The organism is Nocardia blacklockiae, assembly GCF_015477355.1.
Taxonomy (GTDB): Bacteria; Actinomycetota; Actinomycetes; order Mycobacteriales; family Mycobacteriaceae; genus Nocardia; species Nocardia blacklockiae.
In genome coordinates this window covers 206,892-233,281 of record NZ_JADLRJ010000005.1, presented here as the reverse complement: position 1 = coordinate 233,281, position 26,390 = coordinate 206,892, and the positions used below count along the sequence as shown (strand labels likewise).

At 69.8% G+C, this 26,390-nt stretch carries 23 protein-coding genes, 1 tRNA gene and 1 riboswitch; of the genes, 14 read left to right on the top strand and 10 right to left on the bottom strand.

What is annotated here, in order from left to right:
- Positions 1-176 precede the first annotated feature (176 nt).
- The 4 genes from topA to IU476_RS17315 all read left to right on the top strand — a co-directional run bounded on the left by topA (position 177) and on the right by IU476_RS17315 (position 5,118).
- Positions 177-3,077, top strand: a complete 2,901-nt coding sequence (gene topA, locus IU476_RS17330) for a type I DNA topoisomerase (protein ID WP_438944024.1) — start codon at positions 177-179, stop codon at positions 3,075-3,077.
- 96 nt (positions 3,078-3,173) lie between these two features.
- The gene (locus IU476_RS17325; RefSeq protein WP_195101369.1) at positions 3,174-3,698 is read left to right on the top strand and encodes a mycothiol transferase; all 525 of its coding nucleotides are present in this window, start codon (positions 3,174-3,176) and stop codon (positions 3,696-3,698) included.
- A gap of 69 nt (positions 3,699-3,767) precedes the next feature.
- Positions 3,768-4,985: a DNA polymerase III subunit delta' gene (locus IU476_RS17320; RefSeq protein WP_195101368.1), complete on the top strand. Its 1,218-nt coding sequence runs from the start codon at positions 3,768-3,770 to the stop codon at positions 4,983-4,985.
- 57 nt (positions 4,986-5,042) lie between these two features.
- Positions 5,043-5,118 (top strand) — tRNA-Thr (locus IU476_RS17315).
- 11 nt (positions 5,119-5,129) lie between these two features.
- Here IU476_RS17315 and IU476_RS17310 read toward each other — a convergent pair.
- The 5 genes from IU476_RS17310 to IU476_RS17290 form a co-directional block, all read right to left on the bottom strand.
- Entirely contained in the window at positions 5,130-5,540 is a 411-nt protein-coding gene (locus IU476_RS17310) for a VOC family protein (RefSeq protein ID WP_195101367.1), read from the bottom strand.
- 412 nt (positions 5,541-5,952) lie between these two features.
- On the bottom strand, positions 5,953-6,594 hold the full coding sequence (locus tag IU476_RS17305) for a hypothetical protein (protein WP_195101366.1): 642 nt from the start codon (positions 6,592-6,594) through the stop codon (positions 5,953-5,955).
- Between the two features lie 160 nt (positions 6,595-6,754).
- Positions 6,755-7,936, bottom strand: a complete 1,182-nt coding sequence (locus IU476_RS17300; RefSeq protein WP_195101364.1) for a hypothetical protein — start codon at positions 7,934-7,936, stop codon at positions 6,755-6,757.
- Positions 7,937-8,200: 264 nt separating this feature from the next.
- On the bottom strand, positions 8,201-9,268 hold the full coding sequence (locus tag IU476_RS17295) for an NAD(P)H-dependent amine dehydrogenase family protein (RefSeq protein WP_195101362.1): 1,068 nt from the start codon (positions 9,266-9,268) through the stop codon (positions 8,201-8,203).
- Positions 9,269-9,278: 10 nt separating this feature from the next.
- Complete coding sequence (locus IU476_RS17290; RefSeq protein ID WP_195101360.1) at positions 9,279-10,067, bottom strand: SDR family oxidoreductase; 789 nt, start codon at positions 10,065-10,067, stop codon at positions 9,279-9,281.
- 161 nt (positions 10,068-10,228) lie between these two features.
- Between IU476_RS17290 and IU476_RS17285 the strand changes: the two genes are divergently transcribed.
- From IU476_RS17285 to IU476_RS17275, 3 genes are all read left to right on the top strand, one after another.
- On the top strand, positions 10,229-10,876 hold the full coding sequence (locus IU476_RS17285; RefSeq protein ID WP_195101358.1) for a TetR/AcrR family transcriptional regulator: 648 nt from the start codon (positions 10,229-10,231) through the stop codon (positions 10,874-10,876).
- A 74-nt stretch (positions 10,877-10,950) separates the two neighbouring features.
- Positions 10,951-11,394, top strand: coding sequence for a DUF2752 domain-containing protein (locus IU476_RS17280; protein WP_195101356.1), 444 nt, complete (start codon positions 10,951-10,953; stop codon positions 11,392-11,394).
- A 55-nt stretch (positions 11,395-11,449) separates the two neighbouring features.
- Positions 11,450-11,638: a hypothetical protein gene (locus IU476_RS17275; protein WP_195101354.1), complete on the top strand. Its 189-nt coding sequence runs from the start codon at positions 11,450-11,452 to the stop codon at positions 11,636-11,638.
- 70 nt (positions 11,639-11,708) lie between these two features.
- Here the strand turns inward: IU476_RS17275 and IU476_RS17270 are convergent, their stop codons facing one another.
- The 3 genes from IU476_RS17270 to IU476_RS37065 all read right to left on the bottom strand — a co-directional run bounded on the left by IU476_RS17270 (position 11,709) and on the right by IU476_RS37065 (position 14,211).
- Positions 11,709-13,028, bottom strand: coding sequence for an aminotransferase class V-fold PLP-dependent enzyme (locus IU476_RS17270; RefSeq protein WP_195101352.1), 1,320 nt, complete (start codon positions 13,026-13,028; stop codon positions 11,709-11,711).
- A 46-nt stretch (positions 13,029-13,074) separates the two neighbouring features.
- Positions 13,075-13,188: riboswitch (SAM riboswitch) on the bottom strand.
- A 64-nt stretch (positions 13,189-13,252) separates the two neighbouring features.
- A complete protein-coding gene (locus IU476_RS17265; protein ID WP_195101350.1) occupies positions 13,253-13,795 on the bottom strand; it encodes a flavin reductase family protein in 543 nt (180 codons plus the stop codon).
- Positions 13,796-13,890: 95 nt separating this feature from the next.
- Positions 13,891-14,211: a 2-oxo-4-hydroxy-4-carboxy-5-ureidoimidazoline decarboxylase gene (locus IU476_RS37065; RefSeq protein WP_195101348.1), complete on the bottom strand. Its 321-nt coding sequence runs from the start codon at positions 14,209-14,211 to the stop codon at positions 13,891-13,893.
- Between the two features lie 155 nt (positions 14,212-14,366).
- Here IU476_RS37065 and IU476_RS17255 point away from each other — a divergent pair, with 155 nt between their 5' ends.
- Together IU476_RS17255 and IU476_RS17250 are read left to right on the top strand one after the other, a co-directional pair.
- Entirely contained in the window at positions 14,367-15,188 is an 822-nt protein-coding gene (locus IU476_RS17255) for a crotonase/enoyl-CoA hydratase family protein (RefSeq protein WP_195101345.1), read from the top strand.
- Between the two features lie 78 nt (positions 15,189-15,266).
- Entirely contained in the window at positions 15,267-18,233 is a 2,967-nt protein-coding gene (locus IU476_RS17250) for an AfsR/SARP family transcriptional regulator (RefSeq protein ID WP_195101343.1), read from the top strand.
- 274 nt (positions 18,234-18,507) lie between these two features.
- Here the strand turns inward: IU476_RS17250 and ppa are convergent, their stop codons facing one another.
- Positions 18,508-18,999 (bottom strand): inorganic diphosphatase, encoded by a 492-nt coding sequence (gene ppa, locus IU476_RS17245; protein ID WP_195101341.1) that lies wholly within the window; start codon positions 18,997-18,999, stop codon positions 18,508-18,510.
- A 207-nt stretch (positions 19,000-19,206) separates the two neighbouring features.
- Between ppa and IU476_RS17240 the strand changes: the two genes are divergently transcribed.
- The 5 genes from IU476_RS17240 (at position 19,207) to IU476_RS17220 (ending at position 24,726) form a co-directional block, all read left to right on the top strand.
- The gene (locus tag IU476_RS17240; protein ID WP_438944032.1) at positions 19,207-20,655 is read left to right on the top strand and encodes a D-alanyl-D-alanine carboxypeptidase/D-alanyl-D-alanine-endopeptidase; all 1,449 of its coding nucleotides are present in this window, start codon (positions 19,207-19,209) and stop codon (positions 20,653-20,655) included.
- Between the two features lie 13 nt (positions 20,656-20,668).
- Positions 20,669-21,829 (top strand): zinc-dependent metalloprotease, encoded by a 1,161-nt coding sequence (locus IU476_RS17235; protein WP_195101339.1) that lies wholly within the window; start codon positions 20,669-20,671, stop codon positions 21,827-21,829.
- 34 nt (positions 21,830-21,863) lie between these two features.
- The gene (tilS, locus tag IU476_RS17230) at positions 21,864-22,796 is read left to right on the top strand and encodes a tRNA lysidine(34) synthetase TilS (RefSeq protein ID WP_195102003.1); all 933 of its coding nucleotides are present in this window, start codon (positions 21,864-21,866) and stop codon (positions 22,794-22,796) included.
- A gap of 55 nt (positions 22,797-22,851) precedes the next feature.
- Complete coding sequence (gene hpt / locus IU476_RS17225) at positions 22,852-23,406, top strand: hypoxanthine phosphoribosyltransferase (RefSeq protein ID WP_195101337.1); 555 nt, start codon at positions 22,852-22,854, stop codon at positions 23,404-23,406.
- Between the two features lie 435 nt (positions 23,407-23,841).
- Positions 23,842-24,726 carry a LysR family transcriptional regulator gene (locus tag IU476_RS17220; RefSeq protein WP_195101336.1) on the top strand — a complete coding sequence of 295 codons (885 nt, stop codon included), beginning with the start codon at positions 23,842-23,844 and terminating at the stop codon, positions 24,724-24,726.
- Here the strand turns inward: IU476_RS17220 and IU476_RS17215 are convergent.
- A complete protein-coding gene (locus tag IU476_RS17215; RefSeq protein WP_324194105.1) occupies positions 24,717-26,114 on the bottom strand; it encodes an amidase in 1,398 nt (465 codons plus the stop codon). The genes IU476_RS17220 and IU476_RS17215 overlap by 10 nt on opposite strands.
- Positions 26,115-26,390 lie beyond the last annotated feature (276 nt).

Here is a 26,390-nt window from a genome sequence, read left to right as displayed (position 1 = left end):
TCTGGGGCAGTACACTCGACCGCAAAACGGGGCTATCCAACACGCCGCAACAGAAGTGTGGCGCTACGACACGGTATAAACGTGACTGGCGGGGGACATCTGTTCTCCGCCGCTTGCCCCAGCCGCGTGCTGCGCCGCCCGCGCCGCGCGGGTCGACAGGAAAGGTGTGTTCGCCGGTGGCAACACGAGACCGCGGTGCAGCGCCGAAGCCCCAGGCAGCGCCCGACCAGGGCCGCCCCCTGCGTCGTCTCGTCATCGTCGAGTCGCCGACGAAGGCCCGCAAGATCGCCCCCTATCTCGGCCGCGGCTACACCGTGGAGGCGTCCGTCGGCCACATCCGGGACCTGCCGCGCGGTGCGGCGGACGTGCCCGCCAAATACAAAGGCCAGTCCTGGGCCCGCCTGGGCGTCGACGTCGACAACGATTTCGAGCCCATCTACGTGGTCAGCCCGGACAAGAAGGCCAAGGTCTCCGAGCTGAAGAGCCTGCTGGCCGACGCCGACGAGCTCTACCTCGCCACCGACCCCGACCGCGAGGGCGAGGCCATCGCCTGGCACCTGCTCGAGACGCTGAAGCCCAAGGTGCCGGTGCGGCGCATGGTGTTCCACGAGATCACCGAACCGGCCATCCGCGCCGCCGCCGCCGACACCCGCGACCTGGACAACGACCTGGTCGACGCGCAGGAGACCAGGCGCATCCTGGACCGGCTGTACGGCTACGAGGTCAGTCCGGTGCTGTGGAAGAAGGTCATGCCGCGACTGTCGGCGGGCCGCGTGCAGTCCGTCGCGACCAGGATCATCGTGCAGCGCGAGCGCGAGCGCATGGCGTTCCGCTCGGCCGAGTACTGGGATATCGCCGCCAAATTCGACGCCGGCACCGGCGAGGGTGACGCGGCCAATCCGCGCACGTTCGGCGCGCGCCTGGTCACCGTCGACGGTTCCCGCGTCGCGGGCGGCCGGGACTTCGGGGCCGACGGACAGCTGAAGACCAGTGGCGTAACGGTTCTGGACGAGGGCTACGCGCGCCGGCTCGCGGAGGCCTTGGCGGGGGCCGACTTCCAGGTCAGCTCGGTCGAGTCGAAGCCGTACACCCGCCGCCCGTACGCCCCGTTCATGACCTCCACACTGCAGCAGGAGGCCGCGCGCAAACTGCGCTTCGGCTCCGAACGCACCATGCGGGTGGCGCAGCGGCTGTACGAGAACGGCTACATCACCTACATGCGTACCGACTCCACGACGCTGTCGGAGTCGGCGATCGCGGCGGCGCGGGCGCAGGCCACGCAGCTCTACGGCGCGCAGTTCGTGCATCCGACGCCGCGGCAGTACAACCGCAAGGTCAAGAACGCGCAGGAGGCACACGAGGCGATCCGCCCGGCGGGCGACACCTTCGCCACGCCCGGCCAGCTGTCCTCCCGCCTCGACACCGACGAGTTCCGGCTCTACGAGCTGATCTGGCAGCGCACCGTCGCATCCCAGATGGCCGACGCCCGCGGCACCACGCTGACCGTGCGGATCACCGGCCACGCGGGCACCGGCGAGGAGTGCGTGTTCTCCGCCTCGGGTCGCACCATCACCTTCGCCGGCTTCCTCAAGGCGTATGTGGAGAGCGTCGACGAGGAGTCCGGCGGCCAGTCCGACGACGCCGAGTCGCGGCTGCCGGCGCTGACCGAGGGCCAGGGCGTCTCGGCCACCGAGCTGACCCCGGACGGGCACACCACCAACCCGCCGCCGCGCTATAACGAGGCCTCGCTGATCAAGGCGCTCGAAGAGCTGGGGATCGGCCGCCCGTCGACCTACGCCTCGATCATCAAGACCATCCTCGACCGCGGTTACGTGTACAAGCGCGGCAACGCCCTGGTGCCCTCGTGGGTGGCGTTCGCGGTGGTGGGTTTGCTGGAGGCGTACTTCGGCAGACTGGTCGACTTCGACTTCACCGCCGCGATGGAGGACGATCTCGACGCCATCGCCGGCGGCCGCGAGCAACGCGGAAACTGGTTGTCCAGCTTCTACTTCGGCGGCGATTCGGGGGCCGAGGGGTCGGTCGCGCGGTCGGGCGGGCTCAAGCAGATGGTCGGGCAGCAGCTCGACGACATCGATGCGCGCGAGGTCAACTCGATCAAGCTGTTCACCGACGAGGAGGGGCGCGATGTCGTCGTCCGCGTCGGTCGCTTCGGGCCGTATCTGGAGCGGATGGTCGTCAATCCCGACGACCCGGACGGTGACCCGGTCTCGCAGCGCGCCAACCTGCCCGACGACCTGCCGCCCGACGAGCTGACCCCCGAGGTCGCGGAGAAGCTGTTCTCGACCCCGCAGGAAGGCCGCACACTCGGCGTCGATCCCGAGACCGGGCACCGGATCGTGGCGAAGGAAGGCCGTTTCGGGCCGTACGTCACCGAGATCCTGCCCGAGCCGGAGGAGGACACGACCGCCAAGAAGGGGTCGAAGAAGGCCGCCGGTCCCAAACCGCGCACCGGGTCGCTGTTCAAGTCCATGGACCTGTCGACGATCACCCTCGACGACGCGCTGCTGTTGCTGTCGCTGCCGCGGGTGGTGGGCACGGACCCGGCCTCCGGTGAGGAGATCACCGCGCAGAACGGCCGCTACGGCCCATATCTGAAGAAGGGCACCGACTCTCGGTCGCTGACGAGTGAGGACCAGATCTTCTCCGTGACGCTGGAGGAGGCGCTGAAGATCTACGCCGAGCCCAAGCGGCGCGGGCGGCAGGCGGCCAGTGCGGCGCCGCTGCGCGAACTCGGCACCGACTCGGCGAGCGGGAAGCCGATGGTCATCAAGGACGGCCGGTTCGGTCCGTACGTCACCGACGGCGAGACCAATGCCAGCCTGCGCAAGGGCGACGAGGTGGAGTCGATCACCGATGCGCGCGCGTCGGAGCTGCTGGCCGACCGCCGCGCCCGGGGACCGGTGAAGAAGGCGGCCAAGAAGACCACGAAGAAGGCCGCCGCCAAGAAGACCACCGCCGCCAAGAAGACCACGACGGCCAAGAAGACGGCGGCGAAGAAGACGGCCGAGAAGTCGACCGCGAAGAAGGCGACCAAGGCGGCCGCGAAGAAGGCCTGAGCGTTCCGCTAGCGGAAATCGGACGATGTCCGATTCGCGCCCATATTCTGCCGTAGCGTGTGCAGCCATTCGGGCACGCCAGCGGAAGGACATTCGATGACCGCACCATCCACCGAACAGGCCGGCCGGGAACGCGAATCACTGATCGAGATGCTGGCGAACCAGCGTGAGCTGTTCCGAATCACGTTGCGCGACATCGACGATGCGCAAGCGCGGCAGCGCACGACGGTCAGCGAGCTGACGCTGGGCGGGCTGCTGCACCATCTCGTGCACGTCGAACAGCACTGGTCGACGGTGATCGTCGAGCGTGACGAGAACGCGGAAATCGATGTGTCGCAATTCGATTCGGAGTACAAGCTGGCTCCGGAGGAGACCGTCGAGGGGTTGTTGAAGGAGTGGGACGCGGTGGCGGAGAACACCGCCGACCTGATCCGCACGGTGGACAGCCTCGACGCCTCGATCCCGGTTCCGACCGCGCCGTGGGCTCCCGAAAGGGTTTGGCAGACAGTACGTTTCACGTTCCTGCACATGCTGCGGGAGATCGCGCACCACAGCGGGCACGCGGACATCATCCGTGAGGCGCTCGACGGGGCGAACACGACGCATCAGCGCGCGTCCTGAGATTTCGGGCGGCGGGCTCGCTCTGCTTGTTCGTCGGGGTTGTCGGTGGCGGCGGCTAGGGTGTACGGCGTGGTGGGTGTCTTCGATCGGCTGGTGGGCCAGAATGCGGTCGAGTCCGAGCTGACCGCTGCGGCGGTGGCCGCGCGCAGCGGTGTCGCGTCGTCGGCGATGACGCACTCGTGGTTGTTCACCGGGCCGCCGGGGTCCGGCCGCTCGGTCGCGGCGCTGTGCTTCGCCGCGGCCCTGCAGTGCACCGACTCGGGCACGCCCGGCTGCGGCCACTGCCACGCCTGCACCACCACCATGGCGGGCACGCACGGCGATGTGCGGCGGGTGGTCCCCGAGGGCTTGAGCATCGGCACCAAGGAGATGCGCGACATCGTGCAGGTGGCCTCGCGCCGGCCCAGTACCGGCCGCTGGCAGGTGGTGCTGGTCGAGGACGCGGACCGATTGACCGAGGCCGCGGGCAACGTGCTGCTGAAGGTGGTCGAGGAGCCGCCGGAGCGCACGGTGTTCCTGCTGTGCGCCCCCTCCGACGATCCGGAGGACATCTCGGTCACGCTGCGCTCCCGCTGCCGCCACGTCCACCTCGTCACCCCGTCCACCGAGGCCGTGGCCCAAGTGCTGCGCGAACGTGACGGCCTGGACCCGGACAAGGCCGCCTGGGCCGCCTCGATCAGCGGCGGTCACGTCGGCCGCGCCCGTCGGCTGGCCACCGATCCCGAGGCGCAGGCCCGCCGCCAGCGTGCCCTGGCCCTGGTATCGGCCACCGCCCGCCCGGGCGCCGCCTACGCGGCCGCCGACGAGCTGGTGAAGACGGCCGAGGAAGAGGCCAAACAGATGAGCGCCGCCCGCGACGAGCGCGAGAAGGAAGAACTCGCGACCGCCCTGGGCGCCGGCGGCACCGGCAAGGGCACCGCCTCCGCCACCCGCGGCTCGGCCGGCGCCCTCAAAGACCTGGAACGCCGCCAGAAGTCGCGCGCCACCCGTACCAGCCGCGACTCCCTGGACCGCGCCCTCATCGACGTCGCGGGCCTCTACCGCGACGCCCTCGCCGTCCGCTTCGGCGCGGCCCACCCCGCCGCCTCGTCGGGCGTCGCCCTCACCCACCCCGACCTCCCCGACCAGATCCGCGACCTCGCCACCGAGGTCCGCCCCGAGGGCCTACTCCGCTCCATCGAGGCCGTCCTGGACTGCCGCACCGCGCTCGACCAGAACGTCAAACCCCGCTTCGCCGTAGCCGCCATGGTCGCCGGCCTCATAGCCGCCCGCACCCCCACCCGATGACCACCCGTTTTCACATTCCGCCCGCAAGCAGATAGACTCTCACCCGCCGAAAGGCACGCCGCCTTAGCTCAGTCGGTAGAGCGCTTCACTCGTAATGAAAAGGTCGGGGGTTCGATTCCCCCAGGCGGCTCCATACTCGCCACGTCATCGAATCGCTTGGCCGAGGGCCAGGAGGTTGCCCTCGCTGTCGCGGAAGAACGCGCCGCGCTCGCCGGTTCCCTTGCTGGGGTAGTTGCTGGGGACGGTCACCACGTCGCCGTCGACCTTGAAGTTCGGGATATCGAAGGCTTCGAAACGGAGTCCGCGTTCACGTAGTTCGGCCATGACCTGGTCGAGATCGTCGACCTCGAAGCCCATCTGTGTCGAGGTTCCCGATGCGGCGCCGGAGGAGAGGAACAGATGGAACTCCGTCGTCCCGCACACGTAACGCAGCCCGCCCTCGCGTTCCTCGACGGCCTCGAGGCCGAGCACGTCACGGTAGAACCGCCGCGCTCGGTCGAGATCCTGCGCGGGAAGCTTGGTTACGGCATGCGCGGAATTCAGCAGGGCGGGCATAGGCGGGTCTCCCTTATCAACGTGGGGGTCGGTGAACGGGAAAGATCGTAGCCAGCATCGATTCCTCTCGCCCAGCGTCCACCGCGAAGGCCGGGGACTCAGCCTCGGTTCGCCCCGACGCCAGCCGCTCCGTCGCCATCTCGGCTCCACAACCAACGCGGGTAGTGGGAGCCGGGCGTGGCGGCCTAGCTTCGGGCGATGCGGACTCGTGAATCAGATAGCACTGAACGAGCGGTGCTGTACTCATGCCAGGACAGGTTGGGTGTGAAGGGCTCGGCGCCCGCGTGGCACATCGCGAGCCCTAGAAGCGAAACCCCCTTGCGCGCAATGGGTTCAGCCCGGGAAGGTGAAAGGGTCACGGACGCAGTCGAACTCGACGCAGGAATCCCCGAGGCGTCCGCGGTGGCAGCGATCAGAATTGATCGAAGTAATCACCGAGCGCGAACCGCTTGTGCATGTTCACGGATCTTTCGTCACGGTCTTGATAATCGGCGGCCTTGATGACTCGGAACTCGAAACTGACTCTTGTCTGATCGGACGTGTTCGGCATGTTTCCGTGACGCAGTGCGGCCGCTTGGAATATGAGGGCGGAGCCGAATGGAACGACCGCAGGCCGATAGTCACCAAGCCCTGGCCGGGACTCCATCCACACGCAGTTCTTGTCGTTGACAGCAGTGAGAGGAACCCAGATGTTCGTCTCGTATTCGGCGTGTCCTACGTCGCTGTCGCGATGCCAGTTTGCGACGGCCACACTGCCTGGGAATTGGAATCTGAGGTTGGGTTTCTTCTGGTACACCAGCTTCTCGCCGAAATGTGGTTCGACCACATGCTTCACGAATGCGAGATAAATAGACTGAAATGTGGCACCGATGTCATACATCTGTTTGTGTAGCGTGGTGCTCTGTTCGTTTTCTGGAGTCAGGTCGGGAATATTGTGATAATGGTGCAGCTTCTCTAGAGCGGGGACGTCCAGATGTTCTCGCATTATTTCAGCGAAGGGGTATTCCACGACATCGTAGCGCAGGCCTTCCCAGGCATGCTGCACCTTCGCCACCTCTCTCCACCTTTGATATGCGTATGAGTACCGAACCGGCTTCGGACAGCAATGTACGCGAACAGGGGCGGAGTCTACATGACGGGATAGCCTCATCGACAGGTATCGGGTCCGCATCGGCCGCTGTTATCGGTCGACGGCCGGCGATTGTCGGAGCGCGTCAGCCCCGGGGCTTGGTCCTGCGAGAACGCGTCCACGCGGCGTAGAAGGGCACGCCGAACGGCCGACGCCAGATCTGCTGGACGAAGAGCTGCCACGCTGTCACTGTGGTGCCGACCATGCCGATGCCCGCGACGGATAGCACCCAATCTCGATCATTGTCGCGGGCGACCGCGATCAGACCTGTGAGGATCAGGATGAGACCCGCCAGGAATGCGGCGCCTACCAGGAGATCTACCGCTAGTCTGCGGCGCTTCGCGGCCCGGTGGTGTCGACGGACTTCGCGCATCAGATCTTCGGACAGCGCTGTTTCGGCGATTCGTGACGCGAGGCGGGTTTGGGATGCGGAGATCCACATTGTCGAAGCGAGAATAAGGCCCCGGTCGCGTACCTTCGCGAGGAGTACGGGGCCTTTGTCGCTGTCCGGGCCATCGTTGTAGAGCAATGGCGCCCAGTCCGGCCCCCACCAGGTGAACCAGCCGAACCAGGTGGACTCCGAAATACCGCTACGCGGGTCATAGCGGATTCCTCCCCGGGCGCGCCCGTCGTTGGCCTTGGGGATCAACTCGTCCGGCACATTGAGGAAAATCTCGTGTGGCCGCGTCTTGCACAAGTTGAGATCAGGATCCAACGGATCCGCCAGTCCTCTCAGAACGGGATGGTTCTTCCGTGCACGAACGCGTCGCGTTCTCCGTCCGTGGGCGGTGGCTCTGCTCGGCCAATCGGTCACCACTTGCAGTTCGCCCGCACCGAGGACTGCGTCGTACGACTCCTGGACAGGACGGGACTGCGCGGTCTGCGACTCGATGAATACTGTCGCTCCTTCCTTCATCAGCTCGGCGATATGGACTCTCGCTTGCGTCCTCAGGTAGGTGAGTGTCGCGTCGGACCGATAGAGCGGATCCCCATTGGCCGAATCCCAGCTGATCGCCAAAAGCTTGGTGTTCGAATACAGGTCCGTGGAGGTGGGAAATGTGACGACGGAGTATATGACAGGCGCGGGGAGGGCTTCCTTGGAGTCCTCTGCTGCGAGCTGAATCGCTTTCCAGAACGAGTACCGTGAAGGCGGTGGATTATTATGATATTTCGAGGGTAGCTGGATGTTGACGATTTCTTTGGGTCCGGCCGTGATTTCGCCTGGGTCGGCGAGCACGACTATCCTCTTCTCCGTCGAATCGGACATAACAAACCTGCTTCCCCGGAACGGAGACTGTTGGAGCTCCGCAACTGTGGTCGAGTGTAAAGCGCCGAGGTGTCGCTGAACATCGTTTCACCACGCGGGTAGGTGCGATCGTTGCCTTATCGTTTGCATTCGAAGAATGGGGGACGGTTTCGAGACGGGGTGCGCCGTACGCGCCGCTGCCAATTGTGCCGACCGGGCGGAGGAAGGTAGGCCTGCCTATCCGTTCGATCGGCACAGTGAGCATCGGCGGCGTACACCCTGGACTCAGGGGCTGACCAGCCCCCGACCTGTGGTCAGCGGGAGGTCGGTGGCGGTGAGTAAGCCTGGGCGGGCCTGGATTACGGCGGGGACTGTGTTGACGAGGCGGGCGGCGGTGCCTACCAGGCCTGCCTTGGCGTGGTCGCCTCCGCTGTAGAGCTGGAGGTCCAGTTGGTAGTCGGGTTCGCCCTTGATTTCTACTCGGTAGCAACCCTTTCCGGTGGGTTGGGGCCAGTTGGGGGCCAGGGTGGGGTGGAGGCGGGTGATGTGTTCGAGGATGAGGACCGGGCGGCCCGCGCGGGTTCCGGTGACTTGGAAGCGGAGGGCGGCGGCGGTGCCTGGGGCGATGGTGCGGCCGGCTATCTCGAGGGGGGTGGGGGTGGGGAGGCGTTCGAAATGTTGGGTTACCTCGTCCAATTCGACGTCGAGGGCGGCGGCGAGTTGGCGGACCACGCTGCCCCAGGCGAGGGTGAGGACGCCGGGCTGGAGGAGGAGGGGGAGGTCGTCGAGGGGGCTGCCGAAGCCCATGATGTCGAACAGGACCTTGGGGTTGTCGTAGGTGGAGTAGTCCATCAGCTCCGAGCAGACGATCTGGTCGATGCGTTCGCTGCCGCTGGAGACGAGCAGGGGGAGCCAGTCGTTGGCCCAGCCGGGGTCGATGCCGTTGACCCACAGGGAGGCGTCGCCCTCCTCGGCGGCCGCGACGATCGGGTCGATCGCCTCGGAAGGCGTGGTGCCGTAGGGGAATTGGAGAAATACGGGACTGCTCGAGACGACGTTGATGCCCGCCCGCAGGAACTTCTTCAGGTCCTCGACGGCCTCCATGAGGCGGTCGTCGGCCATGGCGGTGTGCACGATGCAGTCGGGTTTCAGGGCGAGCAGGGCGTCGGCGTCGGTGGTGGCGAGCACGCCGGTCGGCTCGTCGAGTCCGGCCAGTTCGGCGGCGTCCTTGCCCTCCTTCGCCGCGCTGGACACCCACACGCCGACCAGTTCCAGTTCCGGCCGGGCGATGATGGACCGCAGCGCCCATCGGCCGACATTGCCTGTGCTCCACTGCACTACGCGATAGGTCATCGTGTTCTCCTCACAGATCCGGAAGGCCCAGTTCGAGATTCGGGCTCTCGATGCCGCCGTCGACCTCGAGGATCTTGCCGGTGACGTAGCCGCCGGCGCGCGAGGTCAGATAGACGATGGCGGCGGCGATCTCCCACGGTTCGCCGAGGCGGTGCAGTGGGGTGGCGTCCTCCATGCGCTTCTTGATCTCCGGCTGCTGCGCGACCACGTCCAGCGCGGAGGTGAGCACCGAGCCGACCGCGATCGCGTTGACGCGGATGCGTGGCGCGAGATCCGTTGCGGCCAAACGGGTCCAGTGCGCCAGTGCCGCCTTGGCGGTGCCGTAGGCGAGGAAGCCGCGGCCGGGTGCGCGGCCCATCATCGAGGTGATGTTGACGACCGATCCGCCGTCGCCCCGCAACATGTGCGGGACCGCGGCCTGGGTCAGGGCGTGCGCGGTGGACACGTTGAAGCGGAACGCCTCTTCGAGGAAGTCGGGCGTGGTGGTGAGGAAGGTGTTCGGCATCGTGCCGCCGACATTGTTGACGACGATGTCGAGCCGGCCCAGCTCGGCCGCGGCGGTATCGGCGAACGCGGTGACGGCCGAGAGGTCCGACAGGTCGCAGGGGACCGTGACGACCCGGCGGCCCACGGCACGGATCTGGTCCGCGACCTCGTCGAGCTGCGTGGCGGTGCGGGCGGCGATGGCGACATCGGCACCGGCTTCGGCCAGCGCGAGGGCGGTCGCGGCCCCGATGCCGCGGCCCGCGCCCGTGACGACGGCGACGTGGCCGTCCAGGCGGAAATTGTCCAGGATCATCGCGAGGTGACTCCTCCTCCGGACCGCCGCTGATGCGGTCCTGCGTGCAGGGAGACGGGCCCGGAGATCCGTGAGCGCCGTCACACGCAGTCTTTAAGCACTAGTCCTTAACTGTCAAGAGGTACTTCTCAACATGCTGATGAGACGCTACGGTTCGAACTGTGGAAACGACGGCCCGAGAGCGGCTCATCGTGGCGGCGGAGCAATTGATCGCCGAGCGCGGACCCACCGTGCCGCTGCGCGACATCGCCGCCGCGGCCGGGCAGCGCAACAATTCCGCGATCCAGTACCACTTCGGTTCGCGGGACGGACTCGTCGCGGCAGTGGTCGAGCACCGGTTGGCGACGCTGGAGGTGCGCAGGCTGGAACTGCTCGCGGAACAAGCGGGTTCGGCGGCCGCCGAGAGCGTGCACGGCCTGCTGGAGGCCCTGGTGATCCCGATGTTCGAGCTGAGCGCGCGACACGGGATCGGCCACTACGCCCGCTTCCTGGAGCAGATCCGCACCCACCCGGCCGTGACCGATGCGGCCAATCTCGATACCGCACAACGCACTTCGGTGCGGGTGATCATGCGCGGGCTCGAGCGCGGACTGCCCGACCTGCCCGCCCGCCTGCGGATCCGGCGGCTGCGCTCGCTGCCCACGGTGCTGTTCGCCCTGCTCGCCGACCATGAGCGGGCCGTCGAATCCGGCCGCGTGACCGCCGACGACGAGGCGGCCTGGACGGAGATCGTCGACATGCTCGCGGGCACGCTCACCGCGCCGGTCACCGACGGTGCGGCCGTGCGTGAACGGTCCGCCAGGGGATAGGGCCGGGCTTCTGCGCTTCGCACAACCCGGCTGACCTGGCGGAGCCGAGTTCCCGGCGGCTACCGTGGACGATTGTGGATATCGCGCGTGTGCGGCCGTCGGTCAGCCGTGGGGGCTGGCGGGGGTTGGGGCAGCCGGCTCTGGTGGGCGGGGGTGCGGTCGCGGTCGGCGCGCTGCTGCATTTCCGGGATCCGCACGTGCCGGGGTCCTACAGCATTTGCCCGTTCTACGCGCTGACCGGATGGTGGTGTCCGGGGTGCGGCGGGTTGCGGGGTGTGCACAACCTCACCGAGGGCCATGTCGTCGATGCTGTGCACAGCAATGTGCTGTTGGTGCCGCTGTTGATCGGGTTCGTGGTGTGGCTGGGGCATTGGAGCTGGCGGCGGTGGCACGGACAAGGCGGGCGGTTGCTGCCTTTTCGGATCGGGCGTGCTCGGTTGTGGATGATTCTCGCGGTATTCACACTGTTCACGGTGTTTCGGAATACCCCCTGGGGTACCTGGCTGGCACCCGTGTGAGCGATCGCGGCGTGGGCGCTGGGGATAACTCGCGCCCACTGGGCATGCTGGGGATATGGCAGATTCACTGAAAACACGCATCCGCGCGAAGATTCTGCGGCAGCTGAACGAGGACGGCGCCCCGGATCCCGAGCAGGAGGACACCCGCCAGCTCTCTGTCGAGAACGATCTCGAGCTGCTGGACGCGATCCCCGACGACGACCCGATGCTCGAGGAACTGGCCGAGCGCTACCTCACGCCCTGAGCCGCCGAGGCGGGGCAGGAACCGCGCCGCGAAGGGTCGCGAGGATGCCCGCCCTCGGCGCGCCGAGCCCTCAGAACGTGCAGGGCGCTGCCCCCGCCCCGCTACCCGGCGCGAGCCCGGGACGCGTCTCCGGCGTCGGGTTCCACTGCCCGTCCGTGCAGGCATAGTCCCAGCCCGGCCCGTGCTCGACCAGCGTCCTGACCGCCTCGACCAACCGGTCGACGTCCTCGGCGCTGGTCCCCAGCCCGATGCTGGCGCGCAGCGCCCCGTCGACGCCGAGCCGCGCGAGCAGCGGGTGCGCGCAGAAGCGGCCGTCGCGGACGCCGATGCCGTGTTCGGCCGACAGGTACGCGGCGAAGTGGCCGGGCGCGAACCCGTCCACGGTGAACGCGACGATGCCGACGCCGTCGGCGCTGTCCGACCAGATGCGCAGGAACCGCACGCCCGCAACGCTTTCCAAGCCGTGCCGCAGCCGCTCGGTCAAGCGGCGCTCGTGCGCGGTGACCGTGTCCTCGTCCAGGGCGGCGAGGGTGTCGCAGGCGGCGGCCAGCGCGGCCACGCCCAGTACGTTCGGTGACCCGGCCTCGTGGCGCTGCGGCGCGGGCGCCCAGTGCGCGTCGGTGGCGGTGACCTGTTGGACGGCACCGCCTCCGGCGAGATACGGCTCGGCGGCGTCGAGCCAGTCGCGGCGGCCTGCCAGGACGCCCGCGCCGAACGGGGCGTAGAGCTTGTGGCCGGAAAACGCCACGTAGTCGATTCCGTTGGCTTGCAGGTTGATTCGTCGATGCGGCGCCAGCTGCGCCGCGTCCACCAGGATGCGGGCGCCGCACTGGTGCGCGATCGTGGCCAGCCGCTCCAGCGGCAGCACCTCGCCGGTCACATTCGACGCACCCGTAACCGCAAGCAGCGCAGCGGGTTTGGTGCACAGCTCGGCGACCAGGCGGCGGATCGTCTCCTCGACGGTGTCCGCGGCGGGGACCACCCGGCGGCCGTGGCGCGTCCAGGGCAGGAAGTTGGCGTGGTGCTCGATGTCGAGGACCACGGTGTCGCCCGGCACGCACGCGGCCAGCAGGTTCAGCGCGTCGGTGGTGTTGCGGGTGAACACGACGACCTGGTCGTCGGCGCAGTTCAGGAAGTCGGCGACGGTCCCGCGGGCGGATTCGTAGCAGTCGGTCGAGACGCGGGAGGCGTAACCCGCGCCGCGATGCACGCTGGCGTAGTAGGGCAGCAGCTCGCTCACCCGGTCGGCCACCTGGGCGAGCGCGGGGGCACTGGCGGCGTAGTCGAAATTGGCGTAGGCGCGAGTTCCGCCCTGCACCAACGGAACTCGCAGATCGCGGCCGGTGACGCGGGCGACGGGGGCACAGGTCGGGTCGAGAACAGCGGTCATCACGTCATCCTTCGGGTCATGGACTCCGCAAGGAACGAGTAATCGGAGTCCGCGCTTGCCGTGCCCGGTCGGGCAGCGGCCAGGTCGTCACCCGGAGCACCCCGCCGCGGAGGAGGGTTGCCGACCAGCTAGCCGGGGCTTGACGCTGGCACTCATGACCTGATGCGAGATTGGCAGAACGCCGCCCGCCTTGTCAACCCGCGCGCCGCGGCGCGCAAAGCTGTTCAGTCCAAGCCGGTGGGCCGGTGATAGCCGCCGTTGTAGTAGAGCAGCGGCGCGGCGATCGGCTGGTCGCCGGTGTTGTCGTAGACCCGCGTCGCCAGGCCCACGACCAGAGTGTGGTCGCCGACGGGAATGAGCTTGTGCACCACCGCGCGCACCCAGATCGGGGTGCCGTGCAGGACCGGCTCGCCGGTGTCCAGGCGCGTCCACAGCGACTGGTCGGCGAAACGTTCCTCGGCGGCCCGCGAGAACCGCTGCGCCAGGTGCCGCTGATGCTCGCCGAGGAAATGCACCACCACCGAGTCGGCGGCGTGCATGGCCTCGATGCTCGACGAGGTGTGCGCGATATTGAACGAGATCAGCGGCGGATCCAGCGACAGCGACGCGAACGAGGTGGCGGTGAAGCCGACCGGCCGGGTCGCCGAGTCGAGAGTGACGATGGTGACGCCGGACGGATAGTGCCGCATGGCGGACCGGTACTGGGCGGCCGTGATCCCGCTCAGATCGTCGGGCACCTCGATCTCGGCATCGGAGGAACTGCTCATGTCACCGCCTCGGCGCCCGCGCGGGGGACGCTGTCTCGCTGCTTTCGTACAGTTCCAACCTACGTTGCCCGCGCGGGGAGCACTGCGGCCCGCGCTCAATAGTCGGGATAGCCGTCGGAGGGGCCGAGCATGTGGCCGAGCCGTTCGCGGACGGCTTGCCCGAGTGCCTCCGGCGTGCGTTCGGGCAGTTCCCGGCGCACGAACGAGTCGAAGATGCGGTCGAGATCCGCGGCGGACAGCGCGGGGAGTTCGACATCGGCCGCGGCCAGCAAGGCGGCGCGGTCCGGGTAGGGGCGGCCGTCGGCCACCTTCTCCGCCCAGGTCACAGCACAGCAGCATTCGTAGAGCGCATGTACCGCGCGGGTGCGGGGGAGCGAGTTGAAATTGTCCAAGCCGATGCCGTTGTGCATCAACATGGTGGCCTCCGAATGGAACCGGGGCGGCAGATCCTGAGACGGCCATCGTCGCACCGGCGCGCCGACCCCGAAGGCGGATCGCGGCGAATGTTGCACAGGATTTACACGGCGGGCTGCCGGGCCGTCCGCCGACCGCAGGCCGCTACGCTGGACAAATGACTGAATGGAAGGCTTTCGCGGTCGAGAGCAAGGACCACGTCGCGCAGGTGACGCTGATCGGCCCAGGTAAGGGCAACGCCATGGGCCCGGACTTCTGGCGCGAGCTGCCGCTGGTCTTCGCCGAGCTCGGGGCCGATCCGGAGGTACGCGCGATCGTGCTCACCGGGTCGGGCCGGAACTTCTCCTACGGCCTCGATCTGCAGGCGATGAGCCCGCTGTTCGGTCCGCTGCTGGCCGACAAGGCCTTGGCCGCGCCGCGCACCGCCTTCCTCGACGACATCCGACGTCTGCAGGCCGCGGTCACCGCGGTCGCCGACTGCCGCAAACCGGTGATCGCGGCGGTGTCCGGCTGGTGTGTCGGCGGCGGCCTGGACCTGATCGCCGCCGCCGACATCCGGTTGGCCAGCGCCGACGCCACGTTCAGCCTGCGCGAGGCGAAGGTCGCCATCGTCGCCGATGTCGGCTCGCTGCACCGGCTGCCGGGCATCATCGGCGAGGGGCACCTGCGCGAACTCGCCTATACCGGCAAGGACATCGACGCCGCGCGGGCGGAGCGGATCGGTCTGGTCAACGATGTGTACGCGGATCAGGACGCCGTGCTCGACGCCGCGCACGCGATGGCCCGCGAGATCGCCGCCAATCCGCCGCTGGTCGTCCAGGGCATCAAGGACGTGCTCGAGCAGCCCAAGGCCGGGCGCGTTGCCGACGGCTTGCGCTACGTCTCCGCGTGGAACGCCGCGTTCCTGCCGTCGGAGGACCTCACCGAGGCCATCCAGGCGGTGTTCGAGAAGCGATCGCCGGAGTTCAAGGGCCGGTAACCACCGGCTTCCTGTACAACCGCTCAGCGGCATCGTCTACCGTCACACCAACGATCGCTCGTTTGTGGAACAGGACCGATGCTGAAGTTCGCCGTGCTGGGTGAGGTGCGTGCTTGGCGTGGCGAGGATCCGCTGGATCTCGGACCCAAGCAGCGCCGCGCCGTGCTCGCGGCCCTGTTGCTGCGGCGCGGCCGCTCGGCCACGGTGCAGGACCTGGTCGCCGACGTCTGGGGCGAGCGGGCCACGGCGAGCGCGGTCGGCGCGGTGCGCAACCACATCCTGCATCTGCGCAAGATTCTCGAGCCGGAGCGGGCCGCGGGCGCGCCGCCCGCGGTGCTCATCGGCTTCTCCGGCGGATACACGCTGCGCCTGCCGCCGGCGGCGGTCGACATCGAACTCGCCGAGCAGTACGCGACCGAGGCCGAACGCACCGCCGACGCCGCCCTCGCCCGCGAACGACTGGAAACGGCACTGGGCCTGTGGGCGGGCACGCCGCTGGCCGGACTGCCCGGCCCGCACGCCGAACGCCAGCGCGCCCAGCTGGACGAACGCCGCCTGAGCCTGCTCGAACAGCGGCTCGAGGCGGATCTGCGGCTGGGCCGCCACGCCGAGGCGATCAGCGAATTGCAGCCGCTGGCAGCCGAACACCCGCTGCGGGAGAAGACCCGCGAGCTGCTGATGACGGCGTTCTATCACGCCGGCCGCCAAGCCGAGGCGCTCGAGGTCTTCGCCGACACCCGCCGCACCCTGGTCGACCGGCTCGGGCTGGAACCCGGTCCTCGGCTCGCGGATCTGCAGCAGCGCATCCTGCGCGCCGAACCCGCGCCGCCGCGTCCCGCGCCCGTCGCCGAGCGGCTCCGGGTGGCTCAATTGCCCGCCGACATCGCCGATTTCACCGGGCGCGCCGACTGGGTGCGCCGGATGGTCGAGCACCTTACCGCGCCGGGCGGCGCGGTGCCGGTGTGCGCGATCGCGGGGATGGGCGGCGTCGGCAAGAGCACGCTCGCCGTGCACGTCGCCCATCTGGTCCGCGACCACTTCCCGGACGGACAGTTGCACGTCGACCTGCACGGTTTCGAGCGCCGCATCTCCGCCGCCGACACCCTCGGCGACTTCCTGCGCGCGCTGGGCGTGCCCGAAGGCGAGATCGCCGCGTCGGCGCAGCAGCGCGCCGCCCAGTTCCGCAGCCGGCTCGACGGCAAGCGGGTGCTGGTGGTGCTCGACGACGCGCGCGACGCCGAGCAGGTGGCCCCGCTGATTCCGGGCACGCCGGGCTCGGCCGTGCTGATCACCAGCCGCTCCGCGCTGCCGGAGCTGGCCGGTGTGGTCGGCGTGCGGCTCGACGAGATGACCGCCGCGGAGGCCGCCACGCTGCTGTCGCGCATCGTCGGCGCCGAGCGCGTCGCCGCCGAACCCGAGGCCGCCGAGGCGGTGGTGCGCGCCTGCGGGCGGCTGCCGTTGGCGGTGCGGATCATCGGCGCGCGGCTGGCCAGCCGGCCGCGCTGGACGATCGCCTCGATCGCCGACCGGCTGGCCGACTCCGGGCGCCGGCTGGGGCTGCTGCGCACCGGCGACCTGGCCGTCGACCCGGTCTTCCGGCTCGGTTACGACCAGCTGGAACCGCAGCAGGCCAAGGCTTTTCGCATGCTCGCGGTGCCGGAGGTGGAGGACCTGCCGCTGCCCGGCGCCGCCGCGGTGCTGGGCTTGGACCGCGACGAGGCCGAGTACCTGTGCGAGTCGCTGGTGGACCTGAGCCTGCTCGACGCCACCGCCGCCGGCCGCTACACCCACCACGACCTGCTGCGACTGTTCGCCCGCGAGCTGGGCCGGGCCGACGAGGCCGAGGCGCTGCCGCGACTGCTGGACTTCTACCTGGCGACCATGAAAAACGTGGTGGCGGTGTGCAATCCGGGTACCAGGCTGCCGGAGTACCTGAGAGAGACTCGGGCACAAGGGCTCTCGTTCTCCGACGGCGCGGATGCGCAGTGCTGGCTGAACACCGAGCGACGCAACCTGGTGGCGCTGTTCCGGCAGACGGCCCGGCCGAGCGGACCGGACGCGGCCGCGCCGGGCCGTCCCGCGTCGGGACCGGCGCTGGCGCTGTGCGCCGACTTGGCTTGGGCGATGGCGGAATTGATCGACGGCGGACCCAACGCCCAGGAGCTGGCGCGGGCGCTGGAGGAACTGCTCGCGGCGGCCCTGCGCGCGGGCGACCGCGGGCTGGAGTGCCGGGTGCGGGTCGCGCTGGGCTCGGTGCTCACCTACGCGCTGGCCCGGATGCGTTCCGGCCGCGACCATCAGCGCATCGCGCTGTCGCTGGGCAGCGACTCCGCCGCCGATGCCCGGCTGACCGGTTTCGCGGCGCAGATGCTGGCCAGCTCGACGCGGGTGGGCGTGGAGGTCGCCGCCTCGCTCGCGCATGCCGAGCGGGCCATCCGGCTGGCGCGGCGGGTCGGCGACCCGACCATCGAGTGCGTCTGCCTCATCCACGCCGCGAAGACGCTGTCGGACGACGGGCGGGTCGACGAGTCCGTCGACAGTGCCCGGCGCGGCCTGGCGCTGGCGCGGCAGATCGGCAACGACGCGCTGGAGGCGATGGCGCTGCACGAACTCGGCGCGGCCCTCGCGTTCCGCGACGAGCATCGGCAGGCGATCGAATTCTGCACGCGCGCGGTCGAATCCGCGCGGCGCAGCGGCATGCGGCTGCGGATCGGCTTCGCCCTGGCCCGGCTCGCGCACGTGTACATGCTGGCCGGTGAGTTCGGGCGGGCGGAACCGATCGCGGCCGAGGCGGTCGAGAACATCACCCAGGCGGCCGGGCCGCTGCACCGCGGCCGCGTGATGCTGATGCACGGGCTGGTGTTGCAGGGGCTGGGCCGGACCGCGCACGCGCGGCAGGTGCTGCGCGCGACGGCCGAGATCGTGGTACAGCTGGAGGAGGCCGACCTGATGCACGAGCGGGTCGACGAGACGTTGGAGGTTCCGGTGCTGGCCGCGCTGCGCGAGCAGGTGGACGCGCTGCGCGCCGCGCGGGCCGCCGGCTGAGTCCTGGACACGTCATTTTCTGATCATTTCCGGCTCACCCACCGCCCTGACCAGCGGGATTCGCGTGCCGCCGAAGATGCGCGCACCGGCCTGCCCGGGTTAGCGTGGCAACGCGAATTCGGCGGCGTGCGGCACTGGCGGCGCGGCCCGGATTCGCGGTGGCCCGTACGCGCGGCCATCGTCGCACGGGGGGTCGGCGGTGGCAGCTGCGAGTACGCCGCCACAGGCGCTCGGTGACAGCCCCGATCCGGAGCTGTCACCGAGCGCTCGCGGCTCAGTGGCCGCCCTGTTCCTTCAGGCGCGCGAAGGCCTCGTCGACCAGGCTCTCCGCCTTGGCCCTGCCGTCCCAGCCGTCGACCTTGACCCACTTGCCCGGCTCCAGGTCCTTGTAGTGCTCGAAGAAGTGCTCGATCGCCTTGCGGTCGAATTCGCCGATGTCGGAGACGTCCTGGATGTGGTCCCAGCGCTTGTCGCCGGCCGGCACCGCCACGATCTTCTCGTCGCCGCCGGCCTCGTCGCTCATCAGCAGCACACCGACGGGTCGCGCCTCGACGATCACGCCCGGGTAGACCGACTCGGGCAGCAGCACCAGGCAGTCCAGCGGGTCGCCGTCGGAGCCGAGGCTGTTCTCGATGTAGCCGTAGTCGGCCGGGTAGACCATCGGGGTGTAGAGGTAGCGGTCCAGCCGCACCCGCCCGGTCTCGTGGTCGACCTCGTACTTGTTGCGCTGACCCTTGGGGATCTCGATGGTGACGTCGAACTCCACGTCATCTCCTTAGTCTGGTGCCTGTGTTCGATGGCCCGGCGCGCGCGCCGCGGGCTGCCGACTCGCCAGTTCGTTCGGGGGAACGCCGGCGAGGTGAGGATAGTGTGGTCCGCGGGCGCATGGGTGCGGCAGGGGCCCGGCGGAACTCACGCGATGCGACCCTGTCACGGGGATTAGGGAGACTGCGGTCAGGTGGTAGGGAACAACATCGGCGGTCCGGGCCGACGGAGACGCCGCGGCTTGTGGATCGGTGTGCTCACCGGACTGGTCGTCGTGGTGGTGGCCGCCGCGGCCGTGCTGATCATCGTGCGGCCGTGGACCGAGGAGTTCCGGCACGGCGGCCTGCGCGTCGCGGCCGTGCCCGCCCCGGTGACGCCGTCCCCGCAGCTGGCCCCCGCGTCCGCGGCCGCCCGCGCACCGTCCCCGCAGGGCCTGGCGGCGGCTTTGGCGCCGGTGGTCGGCAGCCCCGATCTCGGCGCGTTCACCGCCTCGGTCAGCGATCCGGACAGCCGCAGCGTGCTCTGGAGCGCCGATCCCGCGAAGCCGGTGATCCCGGCGTCCACGGCGAAAGTGCTGACGGCCGCGGCCGCGCTGCTGGTGGTGCCGCCCGACCACCGCGTCACCACGAAGGTGGTGAGCGGGTCGAGCCCGAACGAGCTGGTGCTCGTCGCCGGGGGCGATCCCACGCTGACCGCGCAGGCCGACGGCAAGGGCTATTACCAGAACGGACCGCGGCTGTCGGACCTCGTGGCGCAGATCCGGGCCGCCGGGCGCACCGCCGACACGATCGTGGTGGACACCTCCGTCTACACCGGACCGGCGTGGCCCGCGGGCTGGGATCCCGCCGACATCGCCGGTGGCTCCTGGGCCCCGATCGAACCGGTCATGATCGACGGCGGCCGGTTGGACCCGCTGGTCGAATATTCCCCGCGCACAGCCACTCCCGCGCTGGACGCCGGTCGCCGGCTGGCCGCGGAACTCGGCCTGGATCCGGCCAAGGTGCGGCTGGGCAACGCACCGGCCGGTGCCACCGAGGTGGCGCACGTGCAGTCCGCGCCGCTGCGAGATCGCCTGCGCGAGATGATGATTCACTCCGACGACGTGCTGGCCGAGACGATCGGCCGGGAAATCGCCACGGCCACCGGCAATGAGCAGTCCTTCGCCGGCGCCGCGGCCGCGACGACGACCGCCCTGAGCGCCGCGGGCTTCGACACCACCGGGTCGACCCTGCTCGACAACAGCGGCCTGTCCACCGACGACCGGGTCCCGGCGCGGCTGCTCGACCGGGTGCTCATGGAAGCCGCCGCGCCGCAGCCCGGGGACGGCGGCGGCACGGGAGCGACCCGCATGCCCACGTCTTCCGCCGCGGCCGCGTCCGGTTCACCGCTGGCCCCGCTGCTCGACTATCTGCCGGTCGCGGCGGGTACCGGGTCGCTGGCGTACCGGTTCGTCACGCCGCGCGACCACAACGGCGCGGGATGGGTCCGCGCCAAGACCGGAACTCTGTCGGTATCGAGCGCGTTGGCAGGGTATGTGCTGGACAGCGATGGCCGCGTGCTGACCTTCGCGCTGATGTCGAACGACCGGCCGCCCGAGGCCAGCCGCCCGGCATTGGATGCCATCGCTGCCACGCTGCGCAATTGTGGATGCTCCTGACGGGTGGTGAACGATGACCGGACCCGGTGATGCGGCCTCGGACGACCGGGCTGCCGGCGACCGGACGCCCGAACGTTCGGAACAGGTGGTGGTCGACGTCGAATCCGGCCGGCTGATCGCCAAGCCGCGGCGCTCGTCGCTGTCCGGGGCGATCGACTGGCGGCTGGCGGCCAAGACGGGGTCGGCGCTGGTGCCGGCCGGGCCCCGCACCACCCGCTCTGCCGCCGAACAGGTGGTCGACGAGCTGGCGGCCGCCTCCGCGCGCGCCGAGGCGCCGGTGCGGGAGGTCAGCATGCTGGCCGACGACGGCGCGGTGCCCGCGGCCCGAATCGTGGACCGGCCGGGCTGGATTCGGGCGGCCGCCGACTCGATGGGTCAGCTCACCGGCGCCTCCGAGGCCGAATTCGGCCGCTTCACCGGCAAGCCCGCGGGTGTGCAGGCGGGCGCGATGCTGGCGTTCCTGTCCACGGCGATCCTGGGCCAGTACGACCCGTTCAGCGGGCCCGACGGCACGCTGCTGCTGGTGGCGCCGAACATCGTCGCGGTGGAGCGCGCACTCGGGGTGTCGCCCAGCGACTTCCGGCTCTGGGTGTGCCTGCACGAGGTGACGCACCGGGTGCAGTTCTCCTCGGCGTCGTGGCTGGCCGACTACATGAAGCAGAACGTGGAGGTGCTCGGCGAGGTCGGCGACGAGCCGCTGGACCAGGTGCTCTCCCGGCTGCTCGCGGAGGTGCGCGAGCGCCGCCGCGGTGCCGCGCGCCCGGACGACGACCCTGCCAACCGCGGTGTGCTGGGCCTGCTGCGCGCCACCCAGGCGCCCCCGCAGCGCGAGGCGCTGGATCGGCTGCTGATGCTCGGCACGCTGCTCGAGGGCCACGCCGACCACGTGATGGACGCGGTCGGCCCGGCCGTGATCCCGTCGGTGGTGCAGATCCGGCAGGCCTTCGACCGACGCCGCCGCCGGCCCGCGAATCCCTTGCAGCGCTTGCTGCGTGCCCTGCTCGGCGTGGATGCCAAGGTGGCCCAGTACGTGCGCGGCAAGGCGTTCGTCGACGAGGTGGTCGGCACGGTCGGCATGGAGCGTTTCAACACGATCTGGACCGACGGCGACACCCTGCCCCGCACCGACGAGATCGGCCAGCCGCAGCGCTGGGTCGCCCGGGTGCTGGGCTGAGCCGTTGCTACCCGAGACCCCGGCCGCGCTGGAAATGCGGCACGCGCTGCGGGATTGGCTGGGGCGGTGCGCGCCGAACGGGGTGGTCGCGGTGGCGTTGTCGGGGGGCGCCGACTCGCTGGCGTTGACGGCGGCTGCCGTCGCCGAGGCCGAGGTGGTCGATGCCCTCGTGGTCGATCACCGCCTGCAGGCGGGGTCGGACCGGGTGGCGGCCGAGGCGGCGCGGGTGGCGAACGAGCTGGGGTGCCGGTCGGCGCGGGTGCTCGCGGTGACGGTGGGTACCGAGGGAGGGCTGGAGGCGGCGGCCCGCCGCGCCCGGTACGACGCCCTCGACGACGCCCGCGCGGGTCTGCCCGTGCTGCTCGGCCACACCCTCGACGATCAGGCCGAGACCGTCCTGCTGGGCCTCGCCCGCGGTTCCGGGCCCCGATCCCTGCGCGGGATGGCCGAATTCGCGGATCCGTGGGGCCGTCCGCTGCTGCGGGTCCGGCGGTCCACCACGCGGCAGCTGTGCGCCGATCTCGGCCTGCGCCCGCACGAGGATCCGCACAACCGCTCCCCGGAGTTCACCCGCGTCCGGCTGCGCACCGAGGTGCTGCCCCTGCTGGACGAGGTGCTCGGCGGCGGCGCGGCCGCGGCGCTCGCCCGCACCGCCGAACAACTGCGCGAGGACGGCGACGCGCTCGACGCGCTTGCCCAACGGTTGCTGGAGGCGGCGGGTGATGGCTCGGCGCTGTCGATCGAGACGCTTGCCACTGCGCCCGCCGCGCTGCGCCGCCGCGCGATCCGTGCCTGGCTGCTGGCGGGCGGCGCAAAAGCGTTGACGGACAAGAATTTACGAGCCGTGGACGCGCTGGTCACGGACTGGCACGGGCAGGGCGGGGTCGCAGTCGGCGGCGGAATGCCGGGGACCCGGTTGGTTGCCACGCGCGAACGTGGGAAGCTGAGCCTGGCGTTTGCACGATAACGATCCCGGTGACGCCGGAGCCGCGATCGACTTCAGTGAAGGGAAACCAGCGCACGTGTACGGGGACGACATCGCGTCGGTGCTGATCACCGAGGAACAGATCAAGGCGAAGGTCGACGAGTTGGCCGAGCTGATCGTCAAGCGCTATCCCCCCGACGCCCCCGAGGGTGATCTGCTGCTGGTGGGCGTGCTCAAGGGCGCGATCTTCTTCATGACCGACCTGGCCCAGCGGCTGACCATCCCGACGCAGATGGAGTTCATGGCGGTCTCCTCCTACGGCTCGTCCACCTCCTCGTCCGGCGTGGTGCGCATCCTCAAGGACCTGGACAAGGACATCGCCGGGCGCAACGTGCTGATCGTCGAGGACATCATCGACTCGGGCCTCACGCTGTCGTGGCTCAAGCGCAACCTGTCCAGCCGCAACCCGGCCTCGCTCGAGGTGGTGACGCTGCTGCGCAAGCCCGACGCGCTGCGCACTCAGGTCGAGGTGGCGCACGTCGGTTTCGACATCCCGAACGAGTTCGTCGTCGGCTACGGCCTGGACTACGCCGAGCGCTACCGCGATCTGCCCTACATCGGCACGCTCGCACCGCGCGTATACAGCGCTTGACGTGCCCCGGCGCGTCGCGATCGACGCGCCGGGTTGCTGCGGGTGTGATGGCCCGTGATTTCCGTGGCGGAAGCCGAGTGCGGCGTGTTCCGCGTGCCGCGCCGCCGAGTGTGACGAATGTCACTGTTTGCTGTCGGGTGTCGTGTGGCCTGGGGGAGCCGTTGTTGCTGGCCCGCGTGGCCGGATGACGCCGCGATGGCGCTCTTGTGACAGCACGTCATCGTGGCCCCCGTTACTGCTGGTCGCCTGACCTTATCGCCGCCGAATCAGGTTGAAAATTGAATTGGCTGGCGATTCGCGGAGGCGGTTGTGCGGATGTTTTCGCAAGGCAATATGCTGTCGGTAACAAACCTAATGGCTGTTTCTGTGCCTCTTTTCAAACTTTGAGGTTTGAACCAGCTGGATTTTCAAGACCGATTCTGATAGCAAGGGGCTATGGACCCGCATTTGCGCGACTTGCGGTACTTCGTTGCCGTCGCTGAGGAACTGCACTTCACCAACGCCGCTCAGCGGCTGCACATCGCTCAACCCACCCTCTCGCGGCAGATCCGCCAGCTGGAACGCCAGCTCGACGTGGTGCTGTTCGACCGGAACCAGCGCAGCGTCGCCCTGACGGTAGCGGGCAAGGAATTGCTCGAAGGCGCGCGCAAGATCCTCGAGCTGTGGGAGGTCACCAACGTCGCCCTGCAGGAGGCGGGCGAGGTGCTGCGGGTGGGGATCCAGAGTTCCATCGGCCGCGGCCTGATCGCCGACCTCGAGAGCGCCAGCGGGCATCGCCTGGCGCTGCACTCGGCGTCGTGGACCGACCCGTCCAGCGGGCTGGCCGGCCGGCAGGCGGACCTGGCGCTGATGTGGCTGCCGGTGCCCGACACGGGTCGCTACCGCTGGCAGGTGCTGCGCACCGAACCGCGCTGGGTGCTGCTGCCGGAGAACCACCCGCTGGCCGATCGCGAGACCGTCGAATTCGCCGAACTGGCCGACGAGCCGTTCATCGCGATGCCGCCGGAAGCCGGTGCGAGCCGCGACTTCTGGCTCGGCAACGACGCGCGCGGCGGGCGGCAGGCCAAGATCGGCGGCGAGGCCGCGACCGCCGAGGAGCGGCTGGAGGCGGTCAGCCTCGGGCTGGGCGTCTGCCTGCTGGCGGAGAACAACGTGCCGATGTACCGGTGGCCCGGCCTGACCGCGCGTCCGGTCGGCGGCCTACCGCCGTGCGAACTCGCGGTGGCCTGGCGGGCCGACGACGATCGCCCGACGATCCTCGATTTCGCCAATCGCGTCGTCGCCGGCGGCTTCGGCGTGGTGGAACCGGCTCAGGCCTGATCGACGGTCCGGCGCCAGGGCCGCGCGGACTCGAGCTGGGCGGCCAGCCGCAGCAGCGTCGATTCGCTGCCCGGCGGGCCCGCCAGCTGTGCGGCCAGCGGCGTGCCGGTGCGCGTGTGGGTGCCCATCGGCACGCTCAGGGCAGGCCAGCCCACCAGGTTCCACAGCGGGGTGAAGGGCGAGTAGCGGGCATTGGCCCAGACGTTGGCGAACCACCCGCGGCGATGCCATTCGAGGGCGCGCGGCGGCGGTCCGGCCAGCGTCGGGGTGATGACCACGTCGTGGTTGTCGAAGAAGTCCAGTAGTCGGGCTTCGATGCGGTCGATCTGGCTCGGGCGCACCAGCCCGCAGCGCAGTGTCGCCCGGCCGAGCACCAGGTGCCGCCGGGTGCGCGGTTGCAGGCGTTCGGGATGCGGCACGGTGGCCGCCTCGCGCACCGGGTTGGCGACCCAGCGCAGGGCCAGGGCGGTCGTCGCGCCCGCGTAGGGGAGCACGGCGTCCCGCACGGTGTGCCCGGCCGCTGCCAAGGTGTGCGCGGCGGCGCGGGCCGCGCCCGCCCACTGCCGGTCCACCCGCAGCAGTGGCGACGGCGCGCCCGGGGCCAGGCCGATGCGCAGCGTCGCCGACGGGTCGAGATCGGCCAGCGCGGGACGGTCCGCCAGCACCGAGAGCACCAGCGCGGCATCGGCGACCGTGGTCGCCAGGACGCCGTTCTCGGTCATGCCGCCCCAGGAGTCCAGGCCGACCTCGGCCGGTACCACGCCGCGGCCGGGCTTCACGCCGACCACGCCGCAGCAGGCGGCCGGGATGCGCACCGAGCCCAGGCCGTCGTTGCCGTGCGCGACCGGCACCGCGCCGGCGCCCACCGCCGCGCCCGAGCCGCCCGACGAGCCGCCCGCGCTGTAGCGAATGTTCCAGGGGGAGCGGGTGATTCGTTCGGGGGTGTCGGTGACGCCCCAGAGCCCGAATTCGGGCATCTCGGTCAGTCCGACGACTATCGCTCCGGCCGCGCGCAGCCGCCGCACCACCGGGTGGTCGGCGGCGGCGGGGCGGTCGTCGCCGGATCGGGAGCCGCCGCGGGTCACCTCGCCCGCGACGTCGATGTTGTTCTTGATCGCGATCGGCACGCCCGCCAGCGGGAGCGCGTCGAGGTCGGGGCGCTCGGCCAGTTCGCGGGCCTCCGCGCGGGCCTGCTCCGCGCGAACAATACTGAAAGCGTTTACTTTCGGATCGGTCACGCGGAGGCGTTCGAGCGCGGACTCCAGGATCTGCTCGGGCCGCACGACACCGTCGCGGACCGCGGTCGCGACCGCGGTGGCCGTGCGTGGCTCGGGCCCGGCTCCCGGCTCCTGCGGGGATCTCGCGCCGGCCGTATCGTTCGCGCCCACCGGTACCTCCTGGGTGGATCCGGCGCCGGCTGTCGGTGTCTGCTGGGAGGTATCCGCTGATGAGATGCCTTCGGCCAGTGCGGTGCCCTCGTTGTGCATGCTGCTCGCCCCCGTCGCGTCGTGGTCGAAATGGGGTGGTTGCGTGTTGACGCGCAAATTATCATTTCGGGCAACGCTCGGGGATGATGGTCTCGGGTGTGGCGGATTCTATCCGTCCCGCCGCCGACCGACCAGTGCGGACAACTGTCCGTACCGGCTCCACAGGTCCGGTTTGGA

Coding starts and splice junctions, on each gene's coding strand:
- IU476_RS17325 (WP_195101369.1), top strand. CDS start 3,174: ATGACCGCACCATCCACCGAACAGGCCGGCCGGGAACGCGAATCACTG.
- IU476_RS17310 (WP_195101367.1), bottom strand. CDS start 5,540: ATGCCCGCCCTGCTGAATTCCGCGCATGCCGTAACCAAGCTTCCCGCG.
- IU476_RS17300 (WP_195101364.1), bottom strand. CDS start 7,936: ATGTCCGATTCGACGGAGAAGAGGATAGTCGTGCTCGCCGACCCAGGC.
- IU476_RS17295 (WP_195101362.1), bottom strand. CDS start 9,268: ATGACCTATCGCGTAGTGCAGTGGAGCACAGGCAATGTCGGCCGATGG.
- IU476_RS17290 (WP_195101360.1), bottom strand. CDS start 10,067: ATGATCCTGGACAATTTCCGCCTGGACGGCCACGTCGCCGTCGTCACG.
- IU476_RS17275 (WP_195101354.1), top strand. CDS start 11,450: ATGGCAGATTCACTGAAAACACGCATCCGCGCGAAGATTCTGCGGCAG.
- IU476_RS17270 (WP_195101352.1), bottom strand. CDS start 13,028: ATGACCGCTGTTCTCGACCCGACCTGTGCCCCCGTCGCCCGCGTCACC.
- IU476_RS17265 (WP_195101350.1), bottom strand. CDS start 13,795: ATGAGCAGTTCCTCCGATGCCGAGATCGAGGTGCCCGACGATCTGAGC.
- IU476_RS37065 (WP_195101348.1), bottom strand. CDS start 14,211: ATGTTGATGCACAACGGCATCGGCTTGGACAATTTCAACTCGCTCCCC.
- IU476_RS17255 (WP_195101345.1), top strand. CDS start 14,367: ATGACTGAATGGAAGGCTTTCGCGGTCGAGAGCAAGGACCACGTCGCG.
- IU476_RS17250 (WP_195101343.1), top strand. CDS start 15,267: ATGCTGAAGTTCGCCGTGCTGGGTGAGGTGCGTGCTTGGCGTGGCGAG.
- IU476_RS17235 (WP_195101339.1), top strand. CDS start 20,669: ATGACCGGACCCGGTGATGCGGCCTCGGACGACCGGGCTGCCGGCGAC.
- tilS (WP_195102003.1), top strand. CDS start 21,864: ATGCGGCACGCGCTGCGGGATTGGCTGGGGCGGTGCGCGCCGAACGGG.
- IU476_RS17220 (WP_195101336.1), top strand. CDS start 23,842: ATGGACCCGCATTTGCGCGACTTGCGGTACTTCGTTGCCGTCGCTGAG.